This window comes from Myxococcales bacterium, from assembly GCA_016716835.1.
In the GTDB taxonomy this organism is placed as follows: domain Bacteria; phylum Myxococcota_A; class Polyangia; order Haliangiales; family Haliangiaceae; genus JADJUW01.
This window is the reverse complement of sequence record JADJUW010000001.1, coordinates 2679317-2701148: the sequence shown is the minus strand read 5'-3', so window position 1 is coordinate 2701148 and position 21832 is coordinate 2679317. Positions and strand designations below refer to the sequence as shown.

At 62.4% G+C, this 21832-nt stretch carries 16 protein-coding genes and 1 pseudogene; 5 read left to right on the top strand and 12 right to left on the bottom strand.

The annotated features are described in order from the left end of the window. Positions 1–216 precede the first annotated feature (216 nt). Complete coding sequence (locus tag IPL79_11935; protein MBK9071694.1) at positions 217–1107, top strand: hypothetical protein; 891 nt, start codon at positions 217–219, stop codon at positions 1105–1107. On the opposite strand, the pseudogene IPL79_11930 reads toward IPL79_11935, so the two are convergent. Then, positions 1052–2066: pseudogene (locus IPL79_11930) on the bottom strand (IS3 family transposase). The gene IPL79_11935 and the pseudogene IPL79_11930 overlap by 56 nt on opposite strands. Further along, positions 2066–2452 (bottom strand): transposase, encoded by a 387-nt coding sequence (locus tag IPL79_11925; GenBank protein ID MBK9071693.1) that lies wholly within the window; start codon positions 2450–2452, stop codon positions 2066–2068. Before IPL79_11925 ends, IPL79_11930 begins: the two are co-directional and overlap by 1 nt. Positions 2453–2553: 101 nt before the next feature. On the opposite strand from IPL79_11925, the gene IPL79_11920 reads away from it, so the two are divergent. Next, positions 2554–2856, top strand: a complete 303-nt coding sequence (locus tag IPL79_11920; GenBank protein MBK9071692.1) for a hypothetical protein — start codon at positions 2554–2556, stop codon at positions 2854–2856. Positions 2857–2903: 47 nt separating this feature from the next. Beyond that, a complete protein-coding gene (locus IPL79_11915) occupies positions 2904–3071 on the top strand; it encodes a hypothetical protein (protein ID MBK9071691.1) in 168 nt (55 codons plus the stop codon). A 216-nt stretch (positions 3072–3287) separates the two neighbouring features. Here IPL79_11915 and IPL79_11910 read toward each other — a convergent pair whose 3' ends face one another. Next, positions 3288–5579, bottom strand: coding sequence for a hypothetical protein (locus tag IPL79_11910; GenBank protein MBK9071690.1), 2292 nt, complete (start codon positions 5577–5579; stop codon positions 3288–3290). Positions 5580–5954: 375 nt separating this feature from the next. Next, positions 5955–6638 (bottom strand): hypothetical protein, encoded by a 684-nt coding sequence (locus tag IPL79_11905; GenBank protein MBK9071689.1) that lies wholly within the window; start codon positions 6636–6638, stop codon positions 5955–5957. A gap of 72 nt (positions 6639–6710) precedes the next feature. Between IPL79_11905 and IPL79_11900 the strand changes: the two genes are divergently transcribed. Then, a complete protein-coding gene (locus IPL79_11900) occupies positions 6711–8294 on the top strand; it encodes an AarF/ABC1/UbiB kinase family protein (protein ID MBK9071688.1) in 1584 nt (527 codons plus the stop codon). A gap of 175 nt (positions 8295–8469) precedes the next feature. On the opposite strand, the gene IPL79_11895 is transcribed toward IPL79_11900, so the two are convergent. The 5 genes from IPL79_11895 to IPL79_11875 form a co-directional block, all read right to left on the bottom strand. Then, a complete protein-coding gene (locus tag IPL79_11895; GenBank protein MBK9071687.1) occupies positions 8470–9537 on the bottom strand; it encodes a TIGR04552 family protein in 1068 nt (355 codons plus the stop codon). A 197-nt stretch (positions 9538–9734) separates the two neighbouring features. Then, positions 9735–11054 carry an adenosylmethionine--8-amino-7-oxononanoate transaminase gene (gene bioA / locus IPL79_11890; protein ID MBK9071686.1) on the bottom strand — a complete coding sequence of 440 codons (1320 nt, stop codon included), beginning with the start codon at positions 11052–11054 and terminating at the stop codon, positions 9735–9737. Continuing rightward, entirely contained in the window at positions 11051–12655 is a 1605-nt protein-coding gene (locus IPL79_11885) for a hypothetical protein (protein ID MBK9071685.1), read from the bottom strand. The genes bioA and IPL79_11885 overlap by 4 nt, the downstream gene beginning before the upstream one ends. 56 nt (positions 12656–12711) lie before the next feature. Then, positions 12712–13206 carry a rhodanese-like domain-containing protein gene (locus IPL79_11880; GenBank protein ID MBK9071684.1) on the bottom strand — a complete coding sequence of 165 codons (495 nt, stop codon included), beginning with the start codon at positions 13204–13206 and terminating at the stop codon, positions 12712–12714. A 90-nt stretch (positions 13207–13296) separates the two neighbouring features. Continuing rightward, entirely contained in the window at positions 13297–14847 is a 1551-nt protein-coding gene (locus IPL79_11875) for a PilZ domain-containing protein (protein ID MBK9071683.1), read from the bottom strand. A 145-nt stretch (positions 14848–14992) separates the two neighbouring features. On the opposite strand from IPL79_11875, the gene lon reads away from it, so the two are divergent. Then, entirely contained in the window at positions 14993–17425 is a 2433-nt protein-coding gene (lon, locus tag IPL79_11870) for an endopeptidase La (protein ID MBK9071682.1), read from the top strand. Positions 17426–17427: 2 nt separating this feature from the next. Here the strand turns inward: lon and IPL79_11865 are convergent, their stop codons facing one another. From IPL79_11865 to IPL79_11855, 3 genes are all read right to left on the bottom strand, one after another. Beyond that, entirely contained in the window at positions 17428–18882 is a 1455-nt protein-coding gene (locus tag IPL79_11865) for a hypothetical protein (GenBank protein MBK9071681.1), read from the bottom strand. An 87-nt stretch (positions 18883–18969) separates the two neighbouring features. Further along, entirely contained in the window at positions 18970–19800 is an 831-nt protein-coding gene (locus IPL79_11860) for an aldo/keto reductase (GenBank protein MBK9071680.1), read from the bottom strand. 26 nt (positions 19801–19826) lie between these two features. Beyond that, positions 19827–21815, bottom strand: coding sequence for a TonB-dependent receptor plug domain-containing protein (locus IPL79_11855; GenBank protein ID MBK9071679.1), 1989 nt, complete (start codon positions 21813–21815; stop codon positions 19827–19829). Positions 21816–21832 lie beyond the last annotated feature (17 nt).

The window sequence follows — 21832 nt, the reverse complement described above, 5'->3', positions numbered from 1 at the left end:
ATTGCGGGGGAATTAAAGCCCTCAGATCACTGCAATTACGCAGATCCGGAATTGACTCGTGGGATGACTGGCTGACATGGAATGGCAGCCCGCGACCGCGGTCGCATCCCTTGCGCGTAACCTTAAACGAGCTGATCAAGGCTTAATTCATTGTCCACCGTATATGCGCGTTGCTTTGGTATGGCGTTGTCGCGCTTGGGGGCGGTAGAAAGCCTGATGTCGTTGCGTCTGCAAAGGGCACTCGCGTTGTCGGGCGCGGTCATGCTAACCGCAGCCGTGCTTGGTGGTTGCCTCGGAAGCAACGTGCAATCGCACACGACAATGGAGGTCAGCGGGGGCCGCTTGTTACCAGAGGACATGGTGGAGCTTCGCGTTCGCACCGCGCTGGTTCAGAGCCGGGAAGAAAAGCCCTGGTTCGCCAATGCCAATACCGGTGCGCATCACTTTAGCTATACCGAAGTCGGCGCGCACGAGGTGCTTATGCAGCTTTCGCTGGGCGATGGGCGCTGCAAGCCGTCGAAGGCCGCCACCGCTAGTCGCAAGTCAAACCAGTCGCTGGTGTCGGAACCGCTGGTGTGGTTCAAGGTTGGCGCGATAGAGGCGTGGTGGCGTCTCTACGATCGATCGTTTCGCATCCGCAGCCCAGGTGGCAAGATCGATACCATCGAAGTCGGCTGGGATCTACGGCAGCTATGGGCCCTGCCGGGTAGTTCCATTGTTTTCACAGGATCCGAACTCATCGACGTCGTCAGCAAGGTACGCATCCCCACGTCGTCCTACGCTCGCCACGCAGACTTCATCATTGCGGTAGACAACCATGAAAACGAGCTCATCATTGCGCGCGCTAGCGATTTGCAGGTGGTTAGCAGAGCGCGCGTACCGGTAGAGCTGGTTGGGATCGAGGGGCCCGACGCAGCCAAGCCTCGGACATTTTCGCCCGGCGCTATCTTTGTAGGCCCAACGCCCAGCGATATTTGGCAATTTTGGCGCGGACGTTGGCGTCCTCTCGCCTCCGCGGAGCCTGTCAACGCATTTGAGAGACCGAGGTGGCTTAATTTAGTGAATGGTTCTGGCTTGGAATCACCTCTCCTGTCTTTGGTTTGTTGATCCATACGGCGGTCGGCAGTGGTGGCGGACACGGCGTGCCGTTGACGAAACGCTCAGGGTGGGCTCGCTGTGCGGCGGCCAATACGACGGCCCGTTTCGCGGTACGGGCCTGCGCGCGACCGTAGTGGACGTCATCCGGCGTCTGGAGGCCGATGCCGCTGTGGTAGTGCTCCTCGTTGTACCAAGCAAAAAATCGGCGCAGTAGGCGCGTGCGTCTTCTAGGCAGCCAAACCGCGCCGGGAAATCGGGACGGTATTTCAGCGTCTTAAAGCCAGCCTCAGAGTACGGATTATCGTTTGAGACGTGCGGCCGCGAATGGGTCTTTGTGATCCCCAAGTCGGCGAGCAGCTCGGCGACCAGCTTGGAGCGCATCGAGCTGCCACGATCTGCATGGATGGTGAGGTGATCGCGGTCGATGCCTTGACGCACGCAGGTCGCGCCGATCAGCTTCTTTGCCAGCTCGGCGCTCTCGCGCGGCGCCACCATCCAGCCCACCGCGCACCGGCTAAACACGTCGAGAATGACGTATAAGTAGTAGTAGGACCACGTTGCCGGCCCTTAAGCTTGGTGATGTCCCACGACCACAATTGGTTTGGCCCGGTTGCCAGCAGCTCGGGCGCGGCGTACGCGGGGTGGCGCCGTTGCGCGCGGCGCTCGCGCACCTCGTGGTGCGCCGCGAGCACGCGATACATGGTGCGCTCTGAGCAAATAAAGCGCTCTTCATCGAGCAGCGTCGCATACACCTGCGCGGGCGCTAGATCCGCAAAGCGGTCTTCGTGCAAGATCGATAGCAGATCGGCCGCTTCCGCAGCGCTGAGCGCACGGGGTGATCGCCGCGGCCGTCGCGGCCCATGCACCCGCGGACGACGCGCGCGATAGTAGCTGGCCACGCTTACGCCCAGACTGGCACACGTGCAGGCTACGCCGTCGACGCCCGAGGTGTCGGCAACAATCGCCATCAAGGCTTGGGCTCGCTCTCGGGATCCGGCAGCGGTATCCCGAACAGCTCCGAGACTTTTTTGAGCGCGCACAACCGCTCGGCGCGATCGGCCCGCGCCTCCGCCCGTGCGGCGCGCCGCTCAAGGTCAGCGATTTGCTTATCCCGCGCATCTGGTGGCACCGCCACGGGGCCCCGCTTCTTCGGCGCAGCGCCGAACTGGCCAGCCAGGCGCTGCCGACGCCACATACTCAGATGCGACGAGTAAATCCCTTCCCGGCGCAACAGGGCCGTGACCCCACCGCGCTCTTTGCCGCAGGCATCGGCCTCCCGCAGAATTCGCAACTTTTCGTTAACCGAGAACCGGCGCCGCTGTGCTACCGACGACACCTCGGTCGCTTTTTTCATGCCTTGAATCATCTTGCATACCTCGACTGCCCTCAACACTAATCTTTGGGTAAGTCGGCCTCTCAGCTACGTTGGCAGAGAGGGCCGTACCAAAAGGGCTGTTGGCTCCAAGCTGGCGCCCCGCACTTGCGAGCGATCAGTTCACTGATTGGGACGTTGTCATTGGAGAGCTGGTGCCTCTAGAGGATGACGTTTTGGCGAGAATGACGGATGGCTCTTATCTTTACATCGCTGACGAGCAGCGCTATCCGGTGTCACATCATCTGGGCAATGTTGCGGATTTTGACGGCAAGACGGCGCTGCTCGTTGGTGTCGACAAGAATTTTTTGTGGCTGTATGACGTCAAGAAAGACGCATGGCGCTCCAAAACCTACGCAAGCTGTCTCCCCGCCGCCAAAAGGTAGGCATACGAGGTAGTGCGAGAGGCAATAGCCTTGTGGTATGGCAGGGCATTAAACTTCTAGTTCTCGGCGGCGGCGGCCGCGAACATGCGCTGGGTTGGAATTTTATGGGCGATGGACACCAAGATGTGTGCGTGCCGGGAAACCAGGGGATTGCGCAGACCGGCGCCGTTTGCCAAGCGATCGACTTTTGTGACGCCGCTGCCATTGTGACCTGAGGCTAGGAAATTTTAGGCGGACATGGCGGAGGGGGCAGGCGTCGTGCAGGGCTGGCGGGTTACAAGAGGCCAGATTGCGGGGGATTTAAAGCCGCAGATCACTAAGACTGTCAACGACACTTCGACCGCGCCTGCCACTGAAAGCACAGACAACAAAACACCAGAGTGCTCGCCGCTTGGGGACATGCCGCTGGTGGCTAACACAGCTTGCGCTGGTTAACGCGGCGTGAGCTCCATGCGGGGGTAATCGGGAGCGGCCTCACCGGCTCCAGTCAAATAAGTAGAGTACTCAGAAAACCATGCATCCGCAGGCCACGGATAAGGGGTGTCAATCGGCGCTCCCGGAAAATCTTCGGTTCCGTACTCCGTGGCACCAACATCGCAGGCTGCTCCTTGGGGACGGGATTTGTGCCGCTGATCGAGTGGGCCCAAGCACGGGTAGTAGTCAACGATGGGGCTGCTGTACATACGCAACGTCTGGGTAAAACCGCCGTAGTTTCCGAAGTTCCCGAACTGCGCAGGAATCCCGTTGGCTGTGTTGTGAAATGGCAGTGAGTTTGCCCAACATGTTGCATCGGTCGCGTAATTGTTTCGGCCGGTCGTAAAGGTCTCGGCCGTTGCCCCTGAGAAATAGCAATCCGCGTCTGAGCCTGCGTCCTCCCCCACATAGGTGTGTTTGAAAAGGTAGCGCCCCTGAACCCGCACTTGTTCCCCACCTTGTACAGCGTCAATCCCATTTCTGGTCACCGTCGTATTGAAGAAATGCCCTTTACCGCCCGAAGGAATGTAGACAGCTGAACCCAGATTGTCTTTCGCGGTATTGTAAGCGACCGTCACATTGTTGGTCGCAACCCTGCCGAACAAACCCCCTCCGCCAAACAGTCCACCATTCGTTCCGTAGACATGGTTGTGATCGACTGTGGACGAAGCCAGTGAAACGCCGACACCTTGAACGAAGAAATAATAGCCATAAACACCTCCTCCGCGGCCGGCGGCAGTGTTCTGCGTAATGGTGCTGTCGACCACGAATAGGTTGGTGCCCCATACGCCGCCGCCTTCGTCGGACGTGTTTTGTTCAACCGTGGTTCTGGAAAGTTCAGTGTAAATAGACGTGTATTCGTGCACACCACCTCCTTGCATAGTGCCTTTGTTGCCTTTGATGAGCGCCTGAGACACGTACACTCTAGCGTCTTCCCCAACCATCAAACCACCTCCGTACTGCGCCTCATTTCCTTCGAAGTTCCCGCCGGTAATCCAAGCAAGGCTCCCTCCTCCGATGAAAAATCCTCCAGCTCCCACGCCAGCTGTATTGTGTGTAAAGGAGTTATTTGTGGCCGCGTTGAGGTAGCCGTTCAAATCGAAATAAACACCGCCCCCAGCCTCTCCGGCAGAATTGGAGTGAAATAGGGCATTATTAATTGGACCGTGGGAACGGTAATAATAGGCACCCCCTCCGTAACCGTCGGTATGGTTTCCGAGAAACTGGCCACCTTCGATGCTGGCAACCATCTGGTCCACCCAAAGCCCTCCGCCTTGGTCGGATGCCACGTTGACTGAAAAGTCAGTGTCGGTAAGTGCCAGGGCACAGTCTGGCGTGAACAACGGGTGCAGTTTTTCATCCCGAGGATCTGCCCAGGGCGTCACTGTGCTGCACCCAGCCCTCACGCCACCTCCCACGCCAGCGGCACCTGTAACGCCCTGCGCCAAGTTGTACCTGAATTCGCTTTGTCCCACAGTCGCATCCACATCGAGGAGGTGGAGTGCTCCACCTGCGATTGCTACGTTGCCTTCAAACCAGCTCGAGGTGATATCCAAAGAGCCAGATTCACCCAAGATCGCACCGCCGTTGCTGCTGGCCGAGTTGTGGTTGAATTGGGTGTTGGAAATGGTCACCAGGCTGTTCGAAAAATAAACCGCGCCACCGGAAGAATATTGATAACTTGGGCTGGCGACGGTCGCGTTGTTCTCGAACAGGCTGTTGGTAATGCTCAATGGGTAGTTCTTAAGAGACACGGCGCCGCCGCCCCAATCGGCAACGTTGTTTTTCAGCGTCACCCGATCCAACGTCAAAGGTGCTGACAAGGATCGAATCGCTCCGCCCTCAGTCAAAGCATGCCCACCACTGAGGATGATTCCACGAATGATGAGCGGCCCAGGCCCACGGTTGTCTATCAACCGCTGCGTACATTTGGTGGTCAGTGTCACTGGAGCGACGTCTCCGCCCCAATTCAACGGCTGGAGGGTCAGCGAGCCACCAGAGGGGTCGTTGACATCGAGGTCCCCGTTGAGGTTGTTGTCGTGGTAGTCGTCGTCGTTCGGCCCAGGACACTGGGACAACGTTGAAATGCTGCCTACGAGGAGGATGGTGTCGTTCCCAGGATGGGCATTGGCGAGATCAACCGCCTGCCGCAACGTCGTTCCGGGACCCACGTAATACGTCGCCGCCGAAGCTGGGACACCTACTGCCAAACTCACTGCCAAACCTGCTGCCATTAAGATGCGTTTCACGGATGCTCCTCTATCTGCTGTTTTTAGCGCTGCGTTAATTCGATTCGGGGGTAGTCCGGGGCGGACATTGCGGTCGGTGGTAAGCGCGTGGCCGGGGCTGGCAGGGTGCAAACCGCCGGATCACGGGGGATTTAAAGCCTTCAGAACACTGATATGTCGCCGGCTGAAACCGCACCCAGTTGTTGAAGCGCGGTTGCCTTGAGGCTCGGCTGCTTAATCGAATTTTGTTCTCATCGGCGCAGTGGTTACAGCTACCCTCGCTCCTCGGCAACCTGGAAAGAAAGCCGGCCGAATAGCTAAGGCGAACGACTCGCGGCGCTAAGGCTACACGGCGCGCCAACTACAGGCAGCTGCCGCAAGGACACCTACTGGCGGCTACGTCGGCTCGGGCTCGTCGTCCGGTGGCAGGGTGATGCCAGCCGGGCGCGGCGCGAGTGGCGACGTTTCGGGCGCGGCGTGGCCCACGACACTGGGGCCGGCCGCGCGACCCAGCGCCACCGATTCGCCCTTGCGGCGTGCCCATAGGCGCTTGGCCACCGCGACGCCGCGCTCGCGCGCCGACGGGCGCACGCGCACCGACGATTTGACCTCGGGCTCGACGCGCGCCGCGCGCGAGTCGTTGGGAATAAAGCGGATCTCGGTGCGCACCTCGAGCGAGAGCGTGGTGAGAATGTGGGCTATTTCCTCGGCGAGGTTCATCGACGCCAAGGCGTCGCGCACCTCGCGCGCCACGATCTCCATCACCTTGTCCTTGGTGGTGTTGGTCGTATTGGAGATCATGCCGGGGATGTCGGCGATGTTCATTTCCTTGGCTAGCTTGCGCAGGCCCTCTTCGGAGGCAAACATCGCGCTAAGCCCCGCCGAAAACGTGCGCTTGATGACGTCGGGTAGCGCGGCCTCGAGCTTGGCTCGCACGAACTCTGGTAGTTCGCGCGTCGCCTCGCGCAAGTAGGGCGGCACCGTTGCGCCGCCGCCTTCGCCTTCACCAACCTCGCTTGGCGCGCCGCCCAAGCGGTCTTGCGAGCCGGCGCCTTGGTCGTCTGATTGCCCGTCTGCCATGGCTCTTATTGTATCCCACTTGCTAGGCACCACGGCGGCAAAACGGCGCCGAGCATGGTGTACAGTGGCGGCGTGACGGCGTCAGCACAGCGGCGGGCGGTGGTCTATAAAACGATGGGACGCGCGTTGGCGCGCTATCGCTGGCTTGCCGCCACGGTGTGGCTACGAGGTGAGGCGCGGCAAACCGCCGCCCTGGCCAAGGCGCATGCCCGCACCGCGCGCGAGATGGCGGCGGCCATTGCGGAGGTCGGTGGCTTATATATCAAGGTCGGCCAACTCGTCAGCGTGGTTGGCGCCTGGCTGCCTTCGCCGTTTCGCGATGAGCTGGCCTCGCTGCAAGATCAGGTGCCGGGCCGCCCATTGCACGAGATCAAGGCGCGCGTTGAGGCCGAACTTGCGGCGCCCCTTGCCGATCGCTTCGCCAGCTTCGCCGATGTGCCCTTGGCCGCGGCGTCGATTGGGCAGGTGCATCGCGCCACCTTGCACGATGGCACTGAGGTCGTGGTCAAGGTGCAGTATCCGGGGCTTGAACAAACGGTGGCCGATGATTTGGTCACCTTGGCCTGGGTATTCGACACGCTGACCAAACACTACCCCTACGCCGGCTTCCGCGAGATGTTTGCCGAGATTTCGGCCTTGGTGATGCAAGAGCTCGACTTTGCCGCCGAGGCCGCCAACGTCGGCGCGTTCGAACGGGCGTTCGCCGGGCGGCGCGACATCGCCGTGCCGCAAGTGATCGCGTCGCACTCGACGTCGCGCGTTTTGACCATGACGTATCAAGCCGGCTCGCCGCTAAGCGAAGGCGACCCCGACGGCCTAGGTGGCGAGATGCTAGCGCGCCAACTCATGGGGCTCTATTGCGAACAGGTATTCGCGCACGGTTTGTATCATGCGGATCCGCATCCAGGAAATTTGCGCGTGCGCCGCGGCGCGGATGAGGTAGCGCCGCAGCTCGTAATGCTCGATTTTGGCGCCGTCGCGCGGGTGGCGCCTCAGACCCGGCAAGGCATCTTGCGCCTCTTGCATGGCGTGTTGACCCACGACACGGCGCAAGTGGTGGCGTCGTTGCGGGCCCTTGGCTTCGTTGCTAAGCGCAGCGGTGACGACGACGCGATGGATGACGCCTTTCATCGCATTGTCTCGCGCCTGCACCAGCATTTTGCAGCGCAAGTCGAGCTCAATCCAGCCACGGTGCAGCAGCTGGTTCAAGATCCGGCGCGGCTGTTTGCGCGGGTGGGGCAGGGACCCATGCTTGGCTTGGCCTGGCGTGAGGTGGCGGCGGTGTTTCATGTGCCGGGGGAATTCATCGCGTTGCAGCGCACCATGCTGCTGCTGTTTGGCGTTTGCCGTGGCCTAGCGCCATCCCTCGATCCGATGACGCTCGTCGCGCCGCACGTGCAGCGCTACATGACCGCCAATGCGGGCGAGTGGACGGCCTCGCTTGGCGAGATCACCAAGGACTATGTCGTAGGCATGTTGGCAATGCCGGGTCAGCTAAAGGCCCTCGCCGAGCAAATGCAGCAGCTCAAGGAGGCACAACGCGCGGCGCTGGTGGCGACGACGCGCGCGCACCGCCTGCTACGACGCGCGCTAATCGGGGCGTGTTTGCTCGCCGTGGCCGCCGCGGTGGCGCTGTACGTCGCCTGGCCTGGCTAAGCGTACGCGTGAAATAGAAACGCAATCTAAGATCCAAAATAGCGTAGAACAGAACGCAGTGGGTGGAGGAAATTTCGGTGCACGCCTGCAGCGATGCCGAGGCGCAGCCGTCTGGCTGTAACGAGGCTCGCGAAGCCGTACACCGAAATTTACCCACTCAATGCGATTCTGTTGGCTATTCGGGCAGGGCGTCGTGTTCGCCGCGCAAGAGGCGCCGCCGCACGCGGTCGTGTTGGCGCGCCTTGTAGAGATCGTGGCTGGCATCGCCCTGCTCATTGCGGCGTGCGGTCTCGCGATCGCAGATCTGAAACTCGGTCAGCGCAAACACGACGTGCGACAGCTCTGGCGTGATCTCATCGGCCGCCAGCATGCCGTCGAGGCGCAAGGGCAGGTCGGCGACAAAGTTGATGATGCGATACTCGGCGCCAGAAAACTCGTTGAAGCGGCGCTCGGCCGCGCCCTCGTCGTCCATCTGCATCTTGGCCGCCAACGGCAAGAGATCACCAGTGTGCTCGACGACGTGCCTCAGATCGATCAACTGGTTGAGCGACTCGCCAGGCACGACATAGTTAAACGGCACGAGATACCGCGTCAACGCGACCAAGGTTGGCAGCAGGTCGTCGGCATTGGGCACGATGAGGCGAAACCGCAGCTTGTCATAGATATTCGCCGCGATCGTCGAGCGCTTGGCGAGTAGCTTGGTCACCTGCGAATCGCGCGACTTGCGGCTCCACTGAAATTCGCTAATCGGCGCGCCGGCCGCGCGCAACTCTTCGACCACCTTAAGCACTTTGAGCTCGATCTCGCGGAAAATGGCATCGTCGGAGATCGAGACGCTGAGCAACGTCTCGCGGCCGGCGATGTGGTGCATGATGTGCATGGTCTTGAGGACGACGCAGGCCCACTTTTGGTCAGGCCCCTGGCGCGAGGCTACGAGCAATAAGTCGCGCGCGGCGACGTCGTCCGAGACTTGCTCGGGCAGCGAGAAGCCGTGCACCCGCATGAGGTACTCAACCGCCTGGTGGCGAATTTCCTCGAGCCGCACCATCTCGTCCTCGGCCTGCGGGTTGAACTCGTTTAGCCGCAAGAAGCGGTCGACGTGCTCATGGTGTTCAAACGAGAGCCGATGCCAGTCGACGACGGAGTGGCCGCGGAGCAAGAGGCGCACCGCTTCGAGGTCGCAAAGCTCTAATTCGGCAAGCGTCGGCGGGCGCGAGACCAGCGGCAGGACGGTTGCGCGCACTCACGGCCTCACTTTGGCGTGCGCTTCAGCCGTAGCGTCGCGAAAAAAATCCCACCGGCGATGGCCGCTACAAACGCGTTTCCTAACACAACCATCATATGGACCTCATCTTAGCCAACGTTGTTCACGGTGTCTAATTCCCGGCAGTGGGGCGATTGGTAGGGGATCGGTTAAGGTGGCGCAAGGCAAAATTAGGGTTATTTCGCGCAAACCGTGGCTACCGCATCGGCCACCGCGGCTAGCAGCTCGCGCAGCACGGAGAGCTCGATATTGAGCGGCGGCGTCAGATAGACGGTATCGCCAAGCGGGCGCAGGTACACGCCGCGTTGGCGCGCCGCTTGCGCCACCTGCCAACCAAGACCGCCGCCATAGCCAGCCGCGCCGAGATCGATGGCGGCGATCATGCCAAGCGCGCGCGGGTTACGGCCAAGGCCTTGCGCGGCAAGCGTGTTCATGGCGTCGGCCAGAAGGGCCGCCCGAGGCGCCACGCCGGCGATGATCTCTTCATCGCGATAGATCGCCAACGTCTCGCGCGCCACCGCCGCGCCGAGCGCGTGGCCGCAAAAGGTGTGACCGTGCATCAGCGCCCGCGCAAGCCCGCCATCAAAGCCATCATAGATGCGTGCGGTGGTCATGGTCGCGGCCATCGGCAACATGCCACCGGTGAACCCCTTGCCGAGGCACATGATATCCGGCGCAACGCCCGCGTGATCGCACCCCCACATGGCGCCGGTGCGGCCATACCCTACGAACACTTCATCCGCGATCATCAGTACGTCGTGCTGGCGCGTTAGCTCGTACGCCGCGCGCAAAGCGGCCGCGGGATACAAGTGCATGCCAGCGGAGCCTTGGCACATTGGCTCGACGACGAGCGCTGCCACCCGATCGGCGTGGTCGCGCAGATAGGCCGCAAGCGCCTCAATGGCCGGCTCCCAGTCCGTTTCGATCCTGGGCAGCTGCTTGGTCTTAAACAGCAGCGGCGCGAAGGGGCCGCGAAAGGCCGCGATCGAGGCCAGGCTCATCGCGCCCATCGTGTCGCCATGATACGCGCCGCTTAGCGCGACAAACTCCGTGCGCGCAGGACGCCCGGCCTGATGCCAGTACTGCACCGCGATCTTGACCGCCGCCTCTACCGCGGTCGAGCCATCGTCGGAAAAGTGGGTGCGCACGAGGCCAGGAGGGGCGACCTTTGCGAGCTCGGCGGCGAGCTGCGCGATCTGCGGATGTGTCGCACCGCCCGCCGATACGTGATCGAGCGCCCCAAGCTGCGCGGTGAGCGCGGCGACCAAGCGCGGATGCCGATGCCCGAGCGCCATCGTCCACCACGACGAATTCGCGTCGATGTAGCGCGCGCCGTCAACATCGATCAGGTGCGAGCCCTCGCCCTGGGCAATGACCAACGGGTCTTGTCCCTCATGACGGTCGCGCGGCGTATAAGGCGGCCAAACATGGCGGCGTTCGAGTTCGACTAGCTCCGCGCGCGTGAGCGTCGCCTGCGTGGTAGGCGCGCCGCTCATGGCTCGGCGACCCACGGGCCTTGGTGCATCCGCTTGATGCCATTGCGGTCGATGACTAGTTGCACCAACCGTGTCGCGCGCACGTGCGACGTGCCGTCGTTGACCGCGAAACGAAACGCGACGTCGACACGATAGCTCTTGGCGGCGCGCAGGCGTTCCACGGTCAATTCTTCCATGTCGACATAGTCAATAATATATTCGGGGTCATCCATGTCGTAGAGCAGGCGATCGACATTGAGGCGGATGATGTCGGTGATGCCGGTGGTCATGCCATCGCCCAGGCGAGGCAGAATCTCCGAGTTGAGCTTGATGACCTTGCGGTAGCGGATCACCGATTCCTCAAGCTCGGCCTGCACCGCGAGCACCAGGGCATCTTGGCTGCGCAGCTTGCGGACCACGGGCGGCACCTTGACGTCGGCGCCATAGTCGACGCGCTCTTGGCACGCGCCCACCACCTCGTGGGTAAGCGGATCGAGGATGCGCGTGCTGCGCTCGTAGAGGTACTTGCCCGCGTGGCGATAGAGAAAGTTCCGCAGGCCGTCCTTAATGCGATCGCGCAAGATGTAAGCCACGATCGCCACCAAGAAGAAGTTGAAGGAGACCTGCTGAAACTGCGCATGCGCCGCCAGCGTGATGCTTAGCGCCACGGCCATCGCGGCGCCCGCGGCGACCGCAAAAAACACCTCTTCCCACGCCTTACGGTGCTGGGTGCGCTGGACGCGGAGGAATAGAATGTTTTGGCAGAATTTTTTAAGCAGCGAAAGACGATGCGTATATTCCTCGTTGTCGCCCAAGGGTTCGATGATCGAGGTGAGGTCTTGGGCTTTGCGATGCGCCTCGTCGGCTACGATCATGTCCATGAGCTTGCGCCGCTGGTCGTCGATAGTTGCCTGCGTCGGCAGATTTGCGAGATGAACCACCATGCGCCGCAAGTACTCCTCGATGTTGAGGCTCATGTATTCGTCGACGAGGCGCAGCGCGGTGGCGACGCGTTGCTGCGAATGGGCGAACCGCTCGCTCGCTGCGCCCTCGCCCGCGGGCACGGCCTGTGCGGCGACCAACGCGCGAAAACGGCGCGAGACGTCGTCGACCGCCGCCATGGTTTGGTCGACGATGCGTCCTGCGGCCTCGGCATCGGCGGCGCGCACCGCGCGCTTGAGGCTGCGCGACGCCCCGCGCAAGGCGCCGCGAAACACGCAGCCAAGCATCTTGGCGTCATAGATCATTTCGGCGACCTGAGCCTCAAAGAGCTTGTCGGGATGCTGCGCATCGAAATCGTCGCGGCGATGCGGCAGGTCGCCAAAGTAAGGATTAGCCTCGAGCTGTCGCAGCGGCGACGCGGGCTTGCTGATAATCTCGTCCATCGCCATCGACGGCGTCTTGAGCCGCACATAGTTGTGCAGGTCGCGATAAAACATTTCGCGCGGCCAGGTAATCTCGTCGACGTTCAGGCTGCGCGGGATGAACAGCGTCGTATCGATCTGATACTCGGTCTGCGGCCCGGTGCCACTGGGGTGGTAGTCGAGCTCGATCTCGAGCTGGCGTTGGTCGTGAACCTCAAGCTGCGTCGAAATGAGCTGCGTCTGACCCGTAACGTCCACCGCCTAGAATGGTAACGCGCCTGATCGGCGTTGGGGCGCCCAGCGCCCCAAATCAACTATTTGGCAGCGGGCGCCAGTTTTTCAACCGGCATGCCAGCGTCGACCCAACCCTTGATGCCGCCCGAGTAGACGACGACATTGGTGTAGCCAAGCTCGACGGCTTTCTTCGCCGCGGTGGGGGCAGCGCTGCACATTGGGCTGCCGCAATAAAACGCCAGCGTGGCGTTCTTGTCGGTTGGCAGCTCGGAGGCCTCGAATGCCTCGGAGTTGGTGAGCAGCACCGCGCCGGGGATATAGCCGGTTTCGGTGCGCGTTTCGGTGCCGTTGGCGTCGACGACGGTGACCTTCTTCTCGCTCATCCACGTGTTGAGTTCAGTGGTCGAGACGATCTTAAAGCCCGCGGTTTCCCCGGCCGACATCATGGCTGGCTCGGTGGTCGCGACGTCGCCCGCAGGGGCGGTCGTCGAGTCAGCCTTGTTTTTGCAGCCGGCAAGGCTGACCGAGGCGACGAGGGAAGCAACCAGAAAAGACGATTTAATAAAGTTCAACATGGCGGCAGTGTAGTGGGCCTTGCTCAGGGCGCAAGCGGCGGATCGTGACAATTGCCGCTATCAGGCGGAATTAGGCGCCCACAACCACGTTCAGCCCACGCCGAGCAGTTGATCCACAACAAGGCGCGTCCGCTTCGCATCCCCGCGCACCGTCACGCAGGGCACATTGCGCGAGGCAAACACGTGCTCGAGCCACTGGCCGGGGCCTTGCACCGAAAGGCTAATATCGATAATCGCGGCATCGGGTGGCCTCGCCTCGGACTCGGCCAGCCGTACCAACGTCCCGGGATCCGACCCCGTGGTGACCGAATAACCGGCCGACGTCAGGCCCAGCACGATCTCGTCAAGCCGCGCGGCCGTCGCGCCAACTAGCAGTCGGCGTTCGGTGCGTTTCTGAACGCGCTCGAGAAACCCATCCCAGCGCTCGCGGTCTTGTTCGGTCATGCGCATGATCTCCGCGCCGTACCCTTCGCGGATGCCGCGCTGCCTGGCCTCTTGCGGCGTGATCGTGCGCACCACGCGCGCCAGCCCTGAAATCGGCGCCTGGTCTTCATCCGTTGGCATGCAAAACGCGACCTCATTGGTACCGAGCATTTCGCTAGTTGCTAAGAACATGCCGCCGCTCGAGATGTCCGTGGCCTCAATAGGATGTGCCGCGAGCTGGCCGCCATCGAGGGCATTGAGGGCAATCGGCCAGTTGACCGGAAAGCGCACCGAGCTACGCGTCGGGGGCGGCTTAATCGTAACGCCCGCCGCGCGCGCCTTGGTGAGCAGCGCGATGAGCTGGGAGCGGGTTGGGCTGGGCTCAAGCGGGAAGCGCACGGCAAAGCCAACCGAGCCACCGGCTTGGGTGTCCTGCGCCGAGGTCACGTGATAGACCGAACCACGCACGAGCGCGCCGGCATCGCCGTAGCTGAGCACCATGTCGACCAGGTCGCCAACGCGCGGTGGCGCGCCGGTGACGAGATAGGCGCCACGCAGGCTCAGCGCCCGCAGGCGCGCCGACGTCCACGCGCCGCCGCGTACGAAACGAACATCGATTTCTGCCGGCGGTGATTCGGAGCGCTGCGGGAGCAAGGCGCTTAGCTCATGGGCTGATAAACGATCAGAAGGGGTGGGTGGTTGCGCAGGAGTTGCCATAGTTACGATCGTTGAAGGCTTGTCATGGAGATGGGCCTGGGCGTCGGCGCCGCTCGCGGTGGGGCGACGGAGTTCTTCGATCTGGCTGACGTCGACGATCTCCGAGGTGCCTGACAGGCGATTTAGCAGCGCTCCTACCGCGGCTCGCGCCCCCGGTAGGTTTTCAAGCTTGGTCTCATAGTTGTGGAGATAGCCCTGATAAAACGATCGGCGATCGTTTTCGGACATGCGCGTCGGGTCGATGATCGCCGCGCCGATGCGGCGGCACGTATCGGCAAGCCACGCCATCCCAGCGCCGCTTAACGCGGGCGCCGAGTATTGCAAGGCCAGCAGGGCGACGTCGCTCGAGCGGCGATAAAACATGTTCGCGCCGGCAAGCGCGGGTGCCTGTAGCGAATCAAACACCGCGGCGGTGTCGACTAATTCCTCGAGGCGCAGGCTCGCAACCTCAAGCACCACAAAGGCTTCGCGAGGTGTCGGCTGCTTGCGCAATTCGGCCACGGGCTAAAGGGTACCGAGCTTACAATTCGGTGGTCAATGTATATGCCGATCAATGCGCGTGTGTAGCCTGACGTCCTTCACTTACATAGGCGAGGTTTACCTACGTTTAAGTTGCCCTACGCGGTGCGTTGCTTACCATTATTAAATGGACGAACCCAATCCGCTCGCGCCCGGAGCCCTGCCAGTGCTGCCCCTCTTGCCGCTGCGCGACATCGTGGTGTTTCCCAACATGGTTGTGCCCCTGTTTGTTGGCCGCGAAAAATCGATCTTGGCGCTGGAGCAGGCCGTCGCCGGCGATAAGCAGCTAGTGCTTTCGGCGCAAAAACGCGGCAAGAGCAATGATCCGGCCATCGAGGATATTTTTGAAACCGGCGTGCTCGGGCACATCGTGCAGATCTTGCGCCTGGGCGACGGCACCGTAAAGGTGCTTGTCGAAGGGCGTGCGCGCGTGCACATCTCGGCGTTTACGCAAAGCCAGCCGTACTTTGCTTGTGAGGCCACCGTATTGGTTGATGCGCCGGCGGTGCCCGTTGATCGCAGCGAGCCGGCGTGGCGCGACGTTGTACGCCCGCTAATGGACTCGGTGCTCGGGCTGTTTGAGGCCTACGTGAAGCTTACGCGCCGCATCCAGGCCGAAATGCTCACCAGCCTGCATACGGTAGATGATCCGGGCCGGCTGGCGGACACCGTCGTCGCCCACGTCGCGCTTAAGTTGAAGGACAAGCAAGATCTGCTCGAGATGATCGATCCGATCGCGCGCTTGGCGCGGCTTCAGGCCATGCTGCAAAGCGAGACCGAACAGCTCACGACCGAACGCAAGCTCAAGGGCAAGAGCAAAAAAGCGGAGCGCGTGCGCGAGGTCTTGGCTGGGGAGGGCCCACCGACGATGGGGCGCGACGCCCGCGACGGCGGCGAACGCGACGAGTTCAAGCAGGAGCTGCTCGACCTCGAGGGAAAGATCCGCGGCAAGGGCCTGCCCGAGGCCGCCGCCGAGCGCGCGCTCAAGGAGTTCAAGAAGCTGAGGCAGATGACGCCCATGAGCGCCGAGGCGACGGTAATTCGCAACTACCTCGATTGGATCTTGGCGTTGCCGTGGCAGCACAAAGATGAGGAACGGGGCGACATCGCGGCTGCCGAGGCGATCTTGGAGGCCGAGCATTACGGCATGGGTAAGGTCAAGGAACGGATTCTTGAATACCTTGCGGTCAAGAGCTTGGTCGGTGGCTTGCGCGGGCCCATCTTGTGCTTGGTTGGGCCGCCGGGCGTTGGCAAGACGTCGCTGGCGCGCTCGATTGCGCATGCGACCGGCCGCAAGTTTGGTCGCGTCTCGCTAGGCGGCGTGCGCGACGAGGCCGAGATACGCGGCCATCGCCGCACCTATATCGGCGCCATGCCGGGGAAGATCTTGCAAACCTTGCGCAAGGTCGGCGCCGGCAACGCGGTGATCTTGCTCGACGAGCTCGACAAGATGGCAATGGACTTTCGCGGCGACCCGGCGGCCGCGTTGCTCGAAGTGCTCGACCCCGAACAGAACAGCGCCTTTGGCGATCACTACCTCGACCTAGACTACGACTTATCGGACGTATTGTTTGTCGCCACCGCCAACGTGCAGTCGCAGATCCCGCTGCCCTTGCAAGATCGCCTCGAAATCATCGAGGTGCCCGGCTACACCGAATGGGAAAAGATGGCGATCGCGCGGCAATACTTGCTGCCCAAGCAACGCACCGCCAATGGCATCGATGGCCTCGATCTCGAGCTGGGCGATGAAGCGCTGCGCTTTTTGCTGCACCGCTACACCAAGGAGGCCGGCGTGCGCAATCTCGAGCGCGAGCTCGCCACGTTGTGCCGTAAGCTCGCCAAGAGCTGGCTCGCCGGCGGCAAACAGGCCGAGGCGTCGTTTCACTTAGATGAAGCCGGCGTCGAGAAGTTACTCGGCGTGACGAAGTATCGCGAGCGCGTCGCCGAAGAGCTCGACGAGGTCGGCGTATGCAATGGCCTCGCGGTCACCATGGTCGGCGGCGACTTGCTTCCAGCCGAGGCCATGGTGGTGCCGGGTAAGGGGCAGCTCCTGCTCACCGGCAAGCTGGGCGAGGTGATGCGCGAGAGCGCGCAGGCCGCGATGAGCTATATCCGTTCGCGCGCCGATAGCTTTGGCCTCGCGCGTGACTTTCACCAAAAGGTCGATGTGCACGTGCATTGCCCTGAGGGCGCGATTCCCAAGGATGGGCCGAGCGCGGGGATCACCATGGCCACCGCGATGGTCTCGGCGTTGTTGCGCGTACCGGTGAAGGCCAGCGTCGCGATGACCGGCGAGATCACCCTGCGCGGCCGCGTCTTGCCGATTGGCGGCCTCAAAGAGAAAGTGCTCGCGGCGCACCGTGCCGGCATTACCACCGTGATCATCCCCGCCGAAAACCGCAAGGATCTAGCCGACGTGCCGGCTAGCGTGCTTGAGCAGCTGACGATCGTTCCGGTGTCACACGTCGACGAAGTCCTCGCGGTGGCGCTCGCGCTACCAAACGCCGAGGGGCTCTTCGCGTCGCCGTCCAATCTCATCGACTGGCGCGTCGATCATTAAGGTCAGGGCAGTGGCCACGTCCACACGTCGTGGCTGAGCGACAGCGTGGCCATGATGCTGACAGAGGTCCCGATGAAGGGGTCATCAGCCGGCGCATGGTTTGAACGCGCGTGCAGCGCCTCGGCGCGCAAGCCAAGCCAGAGCGCGTCGCGCGCGTTGTAGTCAACCGTGAGGTAGCCGCCGCCAAAGCGTTCATCCCGCGCGAGGTCGTCGACGTAGCGTCTCGCGGTGCCGGCGAACACTTCGCCGCGGCCGCTAAATCGGCCTTGTGCGTGCTGACCCCAAAGCGTGGCGCGGTTTTCTAGCACCAGCTGTAGGTCTGTATTGGTTGCCATTGAACGCACGAACGCGATGCCAAGCGCCTGCGCGCGGTCACCGAACGAGACACCACTGCGCGTGCTCCAGGTCGTCACGTCGGGTAGTTCAGAGACAATGACCTCATCGGGGCCGGCGCTCTCGTCGTTACCCGAGCTCACCGTGATCGTGCCGCCAGAAAAAGCTATGCCTAGACTGGCATCGAGCAAAAGCCGGTCGCTGCCAAGCGCAACGCCCGTCATGCGCAGTGGGAACACCTCGCCTAGGGCCGCATCTTTGGAGCCTCGCGTCCCGTGTAGGTTGAAGGCGAGGATATCGAACTCGCGGTCAGCCATTGCGGTGCGGGGTCTGTCGCGATACAGCCGAAAGAAGCCAAAATCAGCGGTCACCTCATACAAGGCGCGGGCCTCACTGGGCAGGCCGTCCCATTGCGTGCGCTCGCCGATGGTGGCAAAAACAAATTCTACGCCCTTCGCCGCGTCGCCTCGTGAAAACCGCAAGCCGTCCATGGAGAACTCGTAGCCCGTCTCCGAGTATCTGGACGGCCGATGCGCGCGGGCCGCGGTCAGTGACGGCGCGGCGTTGAACGCACCTTCGATTTTGGCTCGCATGGGCAGGATGGTGAGGCGAAAGCCTTCGCCGCCTTCGACAAACGGCTCCGTTCGCGTCGTGATAAGGCCATTGGCGAGGCAGGCAGAGCCCCAGCCCCGCAGCTCGAGCCCGCCGGTGCTCGCCCGGGTAATCCCGCTGCCGTTGCCGCGGACTGCCACGCCGACCTCGGCGAGGTCGCAACGTTCGCCGCGCAATGCAATACTCGTGAGCGCCGTGATTTCTCCCACCGCGGCGTCATTTGTGGCGCCCGCGCCCAGCAGGCCGGTCGCGGTGAGTTCGACGCGACTCGGCTTATTTGCCCGCAAAATTTGTTCGACAAGCTGCGCGGCCGCAAGCGCCTCGTCGATCGTTTCGTCTGGCGCCGAGGCTTTCCAGATCAGATCCTGCGCAAGTCGCAACAGCGCCGAGCGCTCGGCCCCATCGCGAGCACGTCGCGACGAATCTGCCGCGGCGCTCGCCGACCACGCAACCAAGCTCACGGCAAGCAGCCGCGCGGCCGACCAGTTACTAGCAGCGTTGGCGAGTTTCATCTGGGCACCCGTCGCAAGCGTAGGCTTCCCTTGGCGTTCGACGGCTGGCAAAGAACGGCAGAGGTGGGTAGTGCTAGTGCCACGGCACTAGAACGCCGCGGTATACGGATTGGGACCGATGCGGCCTTCAGGCGAATCCATCGCATCTAGCGCCGCCATGTCGCCGGCGTCGAGCGAGAAATTAAATATCTCGATGTTATCGGCGATGCGCTGCGGATGCACCGACTTGGGAATGGCGACGAGGCCATGCTCCATATGCCAGCGCAAGATGATCTGCGCCGGCGATTTCCCGAGCTTGCCGGCAATGGCGACGATCGCCGGCTCGTCGAGCAACTTGCCTTGCCCAATCGGGCTCCACGATTCGGTGACGATGCCTTGCTTAGCGTGAAACGCGCGTAGCTCGCGTTGCGCAAAGCGCGGATGCAGCTCGATCTGATTAACGCTTGGCACCTCACCGGACTCGTCGATGATGCGTTGTAAATGATCGATGCCAAAATTGGAGACGCCAATCGATTTGACCCGGCCGTCGGCCTTGAGCCGCTGCAAGGCCTTCCAGCTCGCGGCATACTGATCGCGCGAGGGCGCCGGCCAGTGAATGAGGTAGAGATCGACATAGGCGACGCCGAGCCGCGCCGCGCTGGCGTCAAACGCGCGCAACGTCTCGTCAAAGCCTTGGTCGGTGTTCCACAGCTTGGTGGTGAGAAAGATGTCTTCGCGGGCGACGGTGCCGCAAGCGAGCGCTCGCCCTACCGGCTCTTCATTTTCGTAGATCTTGGCGGTGTCGATCAGGCGGTAGCCCGCGGCGAGCGCAGTTTTCACCGAGGCCTCGGCCACGTCATCGGCGACGCGCCACAACCCATAGCCGAGCTGGGGCATGTGCAAACCAACGTTGAGGGTTAGGCGTGGCGTGCTGATCATGTGCCACCATACCATTTGCCGACGGTTTAGCGCGGCGTGTAGGTGGCACCAAGCAGCGGCAGAAATGGCAGGCCGGTGATTTTCGTTGTTGTCAGCGTGGCGTTGGCCGGGTCGTCGGCGCTTCGAACCGCGTCGCGCACCGATTCGACGTTGGTGCGTGCGGTGGCGTTTTGAATTTCGAGATAAACGCCCCAATCGCCCCCGGCGCGTCGCCACCGCCGCTCCGCGCGTAAATCCAGCTGCATAAAATTGGGCACGCGCCGACCCCACAGATCTTGCGTAAACACGCCGTCTTCGCTCAACGTCACCGGGCTATACGGAATGCCGGTGGCGAAATGAAAGCCGGCGCCCCAAATCCAACGCGGCGTCGCATACTGCCAAACCGCGTGCAGGCGATGCGGTTGATCAAGCACATAGGGGTGAAAGCCCTCGTACAGCGCCGGGTCTTCGGTGCGCTTAGATCTGGACCACGTGTATGCGACGTGCAAGCGCTGGGCGCCGCGCTCATACGTGAGCAAGGTCTCTAGCCCGTAGGCCTTGCCGCGGCCAAGGCTGCCGCGTGGCGTGCCTTCGCCGAGATACTGCTGCACGATCTCGAGCACGAGCGGGCTAAACGAATTGCGCGACACGCTGGTAAAGACGGTCGGATCCGTAACAACCGGCAAGTGCTTGGTCACATGGTAGTAGCCCGCCAACGTGACCGTCAGGCCCTCGTAGAGCAAGGCCGATATGCCCAACGAGTATTGCATCGCCTTGCTGCTTTGATGGCCATCGGCTGGTGCAGACGTGCCAAGGTCGGCCGCGAGCGGCGGCTCCACGTAGCGGCCAGCGGCGGCGACGAGCTCAAGGTCGGTGGCGAGATGCAGCGTGGCGTTGACCCGCGGCGAAATAGTTGTTTCGTCGATAAGCCCCAAGCGGTCGACGCGCAGCGACGGCTCCAGCGAGCCGTGAGTGCCGTGCCACGCCGCGGCTGCCCACCCCCCGATATGACTCCACGAGATAGGCGTCAGCGACAGGCCCGCGCCGCCCACCTCGCGCGTGGTGCCGCTGAGGGCGCCCCCAGTGGCATCTAGGCCGAGCCGCGCCTCGCCAAATCCCGTCGATCGCGAAGCTTGCGCGCGCACGCCCCATTCGTCAACATGGCGCACAACGTCGACATCTTTGGCGCGGTCGTCGGGCGTCATGTCGCCGAGAAAGCGGACGTCGGTGGCACCTATCCACGCGGTTGCGCGCAATTCGGTCTGCTCGGCCGTGAGGCGCCAAGGCAGCGCGATGCGCCAGAATCCGAGGGTTAGGGCCAGATCGGGGCTTTGGGTTTCATCACGGCTAATTAGCGCCATGGGCGCGAGCCGTCCCAGGCGCCGATCTTCGCCCGATGACAACAAGAGCTGCGCGTCGGTGTAGACCGGCAGCGGGGTCGTCTCCGCCACGAACGGCGAAAGCACAAGATCAAGAAACGAGCGGCGCGCGCTGGCGAGGTATCGCCATGAGTTGTGTGAGACGTCGGGCCCTTTACGCGCGGGTCCCACGGGCCCTTCCGCCCACATTGAGGCGTGCAAGATCGATAGATCGAGGCCAAGGCGATGGCGCTGCGGCCGAGGCGTCCTCGAGGCAATGGCAACTACGCCGCCGAGCACGCGCCCGAACTGCACGGGGGCGTTGCCTGCGTGCAGCGTGAGCGTCTCAAGGGCGTACGTTGGAAAAATCGACGTGATGCCGCCAAAGTGAAACGGCAAGGGAATCGCGACCTCGTCGACGTAGACCGCGGTATTGCGAATCGACGCCCCGCGCAGCGCAAGGCCGCCAAACGAAAACGGTAGGCGCGACACTGAAGGCGTGGAGGCCAGCGCGCGCATGGCATCGTTGCTCGCACCCGGGAGCGTTCGAATCTCTTCGGCGCTTAGATCTTGTTGCGGGGATCCCAAGGCGCGCGGCACCTCACCTGCGATGACGATCACCTCATCAGCGGCGGGGCCCTCGACCGCAGCTTCGTCGGCGTAAGCGCGCCCGGCCATGCATATCAGCCCACCTA